Origin of the sequence: Pseudomonas sp. R62, from assembly GCF_000257605.1 — a bacterium.
Classification (GTDB): domain Bacteria; phylum Pseudomonadota; class Gammaproteobacteria; order Pseudomonadales; family Pseudomonadaceae; genus Aquipseudomonas; species Aquipseudomonas atacamensis.
The window spans coordinates 36,771-40,714 of record NZ_JH635999.1; the positions used below are offsets into that span (position 1 = coordinate 36,771).

The following is a 3,944-nucleotide window of genomic DNA, read 5'->3' on the forward strand; positions in this document are numbered from 1 at the left end:
CTTTCGCGAGCAGGCTCGCTCCCACATTTTTTTACGTCGTGCTTAGCTTATTTGCTGGCCGACACGCGCCACACCTTATTCCCGACATCATCCGCCACCAGCAAGCCACCTTGCTGATCGATCACCACGCCCACTGGGCGGCCCAGCGCGTTCTCATCCTTGTCGAGGAAACCGGTCAGCACATCTACCGGTTGCCCGGTCGGTTTGCCGCCAGTGAACGGCACGAAAATCACCTTGTAGCCGCTGTGCGGTTTGCGGTTCCACGAGCCGTGCTGGCCAATGAATGCGCCTTCCTTGAATTGCGCCGGCAGGCTGTTGCCCTCGGCGAAAGTCAGACCCAAGGATGCGGTGTGTGGGCCGACCGCGTAATCCGGTGCGATGGCCTTGGCCACCAGATCAGGATTCTGCGGTTTGACTCGCACATCGACGTGTTGCCCGTAGTAGCTGAACGGCCAGCCATAGAAGCCGCCGTCCTTGACCGAGGTGATGTAGTCCGGCACCAGATCGCTGCCGATTTCGTCACGCTCGTTGACCGCTGTCCACAAGGCGCCGCTGGTGGGTTCCCAGGCGAGGCCATTGGGGTTGCGGATGCCCGAGGCGAAGATCCGGTGATTGCCGGTCGCCCGATCCACTTCCCAGATCGCCGCGCGGCCTTCTTCCTGATCCAGACCGTTTTCGCCGACGTTACTGTTCGAGCCGACGGTGACGTAGAGCTTGTTGCCGTCCTTGCTGGCGATGACGTTCTTGGTCCAGTGGTGATTCAGCGTGCCGCCGGGCAAGTCGACGACTTTGATCGGTTGGGTCTTGATCTCGGTGGCGCCCGGCTCGTAGTTGAAGCGCAGCAGGCGGTCGGTGTCGGCAACGTACAAATCATTGCCAACCAGCGTCATGCCAAACGGCGAGTTGAGGTTCTGCAGAAATACCGTGCGGGTTTCTGCGACGCCATCGTGGTCGGCATCACGCAACAGGGTGATGCGGTTCGGGCTGGGTACGCCGGCGCCGGCCTTGCCCATGACTTTCTTCATCACCCAGCCACGAATGCCTTTGCTGTCATCGGGCTTGGGCGGCGCATTGGTTTCCGCCACCAGCACATCGCCGTTGGGCAGCACGTAGAGCCAGCGCGGGTGATCGAGTCCTTCGGCAAACGCGGCGACCTGGGTGCCGGCCGCTGCGGTCGGTTTCGCGCCGTCCGGCCAGCCCACCGCCGGGGCGATGTTGACTGTCGGGATCAGCGTCTTGTTCGGTTCGGGCAGTTTCGGTGACGGACCGGTGCCGTCGGAGACTTGCAGGCTGGAGGTTTCACCGCAGGCAGCGAGCCCGCCAGCGACGGCGATGATAAGAGCGAGTTGGGCCTTGCGCATTGCTGATCTTCCCTATGAATGCATTCCTAAACATAGAGGAGGGCGCAGGCCCGATGGTTCAACTGCTCAACCGCGGGCTTCCTTGAACAGCACGGCGATGCCCGGATGATAGTTGCCCGCGTCGCTGTGCAATTTGCGATAGGCGTAGGGGAAATACCAGGCCACGGCGCAGGTGTGTTCCTTTTGCAGGTCGTCGACCATGTCCTGCAGTTCCTCGGGGCTGGCGCTGTGCTGGACCTTTTGCGGGGCGACGAAGAGGCAGCCGAGCTTGAGATCGCTGGCGTAGCTGATGCGCTTGGCATCAGCGGTGATGTCGAGCAGGGCCTGGGTCAGGTTGAGGTTGTTGACCCGTGGCCAGCGTTGCGTGGCCTGAATGAATGCACGGTCTTCGCTGCCGGCAATCAACAGATCGGCGCGGGCATTGCGTTCGCCTTCTTCGTTCTGTTTGCGCGTGGCGGTGTCGTTCAGCGTGACCATTTCAGCCATCCACGCCGCTGCCGCGAGCAGGCCGAGATTGGCTTTTTCGTCGTGCCAGTACGGCGTGTCGTTGTCGCCGCGAACGGTGTTGTAGCGATCGATACAGTCAAACCAGCGTTCCAGCACCGGGCGCAGGAATTCCAGGCGCGGGTTGCTGATGATCATGCCTTGCATCGTCGTCATCCTTATTGTTGTAGTGGGCTTTTCGGAAAAAGCATGGCTCTTTGATATCACTTGTCACAGTCTGGCACAAGATTGCCGCTGCACATTTGATCAGCGGCAGTTATTCGCGCGCAAAGCGCCTCTTCAATTGACGCTCCACCCCCAACCCTCTAACCTTCGCCGCTTGTTTCAGGTGCTCTGTGGCCCCGCGTCGACAGAGTGAAACAGGGAAGCCGGTGAGTGTGGTCTTCAAGCGAAGCCACGACGATCCCGGCGCTGCCCCCGCAACGGTAAATGAGTGAAAACTGCGCCTTGAGCCACTGCCTCGAAAGAAGCGGGAAGGCGCGCAGTCAGGCGAAACGCCGCTCATGAGCCCGGAGACCGGCCTGATCCATCTCAGCGGCATCACGGTGGGCGATGCCAGGCTTTTTGCCGTCTATTCTTGTGCCTGCCCGCCGTTATCCAGCCTCAACGGAGAGCTCCCCCCATGACTGATTCCCCCGAGCGTGACGAACGCCATCTGGCGCGCATGCAGCGCAAGAAAGCCGTGATCGACGAACGCATTGCCAACTCGCCCGACGAATGTGGCCTGGTGCTGGTGCTGACCGGCAACGGCAAAGGCAAGAGCAGCTCGGCGTTCGGCATGCTCGCCCGCGCCATGGGCCACGGCATGCAATGCGGCGTGGTGCAGTTCATCAAGGGCCGCAACAGCACCGGCGAAGAATTGTTTTTCCGCCGCTTTCCCGAGCAGGTGCGTTTCCACGTCATGGGCGAAGGCTTCACTTGGGAAACCCAGGATCGCCAACGTGACATCGCCGCGGCGACCGCCGCTTGGGAAGTCTCGCGCGAATTGTTGCGCGACCCTTCGATCGGTCTGGTGGTGCTCGATGAATTGAACATCGCCCTCAAGCACGGCTACCTAGATCTCGATCAGGTGCTCAGCGATTTGCAGGCGCGTCCGCCGATGCAGCACGTGGTGGTCACCGGTCGCGGCGCCAAGCCGGAAATGATCGAGATGGGCGACACGGTCACCGAGATGGGCATGCTCAAGCACGCCTTCCAGGCCGGGATCAAAGCGCAGAAAGGCGTCGAACTTTGAAGCCTCCACGTCACTGCCCGGCGGTGTTGATCGCCGCGCCGGCCTCCGGTCAGGGCAAGACCACCGTCACCGCCGCACTCGCCCGTTTGCATCGCAATCAGGGGCGCAAGGTGCGCGTATTCAAATGCGGCCCGGACTTTCTCGACCCGATGATCCTCGAGCGCGCCAGCGGTGCGCCGGTGTATCAACTGGACATGTGGATGGTTGGCGAGCAGGAAAGTCGCCGCCTGTTGTGGGAAGCCGCCGCCGAGGCTGATCTGATTCTGATCGAGGGCGTGATGGGCCTGTTCGACGGCACGCCATCCAGCGCTGATCTGGCGCGCCACTTCGGTGTGCCGGTGCTCGGCGTGATCGATGGCACCGCCATGGCGCAGACCTTTGGCGCCTTGGCGCTGGGCCTGGCGAAGTATCAGCCGGACTTGCCGTTCGCTGGCGTGTTGGCCAACCGCGTCGGCACCTTGCGCCATGCGCAATTGCTCGAAGGCAGCCTCACCGAAGGTCTGCGCTGGTACGGCGCACTGTCCCGCGAGACCGGCATCGAATTGCCGAGCCGCCACCTCGGCCTGGTCCAGGCCAGCGAATTGAATGATCTGGATCTGCGTCTCGACGCGGCTGCCGATGCGCTGGCCAGCAGTTGCCAAGTTGCGCTGCCCCCCGCCGTTGAATTCGCCGCGCCTGACCTCATCGCCGCCGAGCCCTTATTGAAAGGTGTGCGCATCGCCGTCGCCCGTGATGAAGCCTTTGCATTCACCTATGGCGCCAGTCTCGATCTGCTGCGGGCGATGGGCGCCGAACTGCAATTTTTCTCGCCGATCCGCGACACGCAATTGCCCGAGGCGGACAGC

General features: G+C 62.1%; 4 protein-coding genes and 1 riboswitch. Of the genes, 2 read left to right on the plus strand and 2 right to left on the minus strand.

Annotated features, from left to right (window positions below):
* Positions 1-47 precede the first annotated feature (47 nt).
* Both OQK_RS18585 and OQK_RS18590 read right to left on the minus strand, forming a co-directional pair.
* Entirely contained in the window at positions 48-1,361 is a 1,314-nt protein-coding gene (locus OQK_RS18585) for a PQQ-dependent sugar dehydrogenase (RefSeq protein WP_016773701.1), read from the minus strand.
* A gap of 66 nt (positions 1,362-1,427) precedes the next feature.
* On the minus strand, positions 1,428-2,012 hold the full coding sequence (locus OQK_RS18590) for a hypothetical protein (protein WP_016773702.1): 585 nt from the start codon (positions 2,010-2,012) through the stop codon (positions 1,428-1,430).
* Positions 2,013-2,174: 162 nt separating this feature from the next.
* Positions 2,175-2,404, plus strand: a riboswitch (cobalamin riboswitch).
* Positions 2,405-2,487: 83 nt separating this feature from the next.
* On the opposite strand from OQK_RS18590, the gene cobO reads away from it, so the two are divergent.
* Positions 2,488-3,099 (plus strand): cob(I)yrinic acid a,c-diamide adenosyltransferase, encoded by a 612-nt coding sequence (gene cobO / locus OQK_RS18595; protein ID WP_016773703.1) that lies wholly within the window; start codon positions 2,488-2,490, stop codon positions 3,097-3,099.
* A partial coding sequence (locus OQK_RS18600) for a cobyrinate a,c-diamide synthase (protein ID WP_016773704.1) occupies positions 3,096-3,944 on the plus strand: 849 nt, incomplete at its 3' end. The genes cobO and OQK_RS18600, both read left to right, overlap by 4 nt.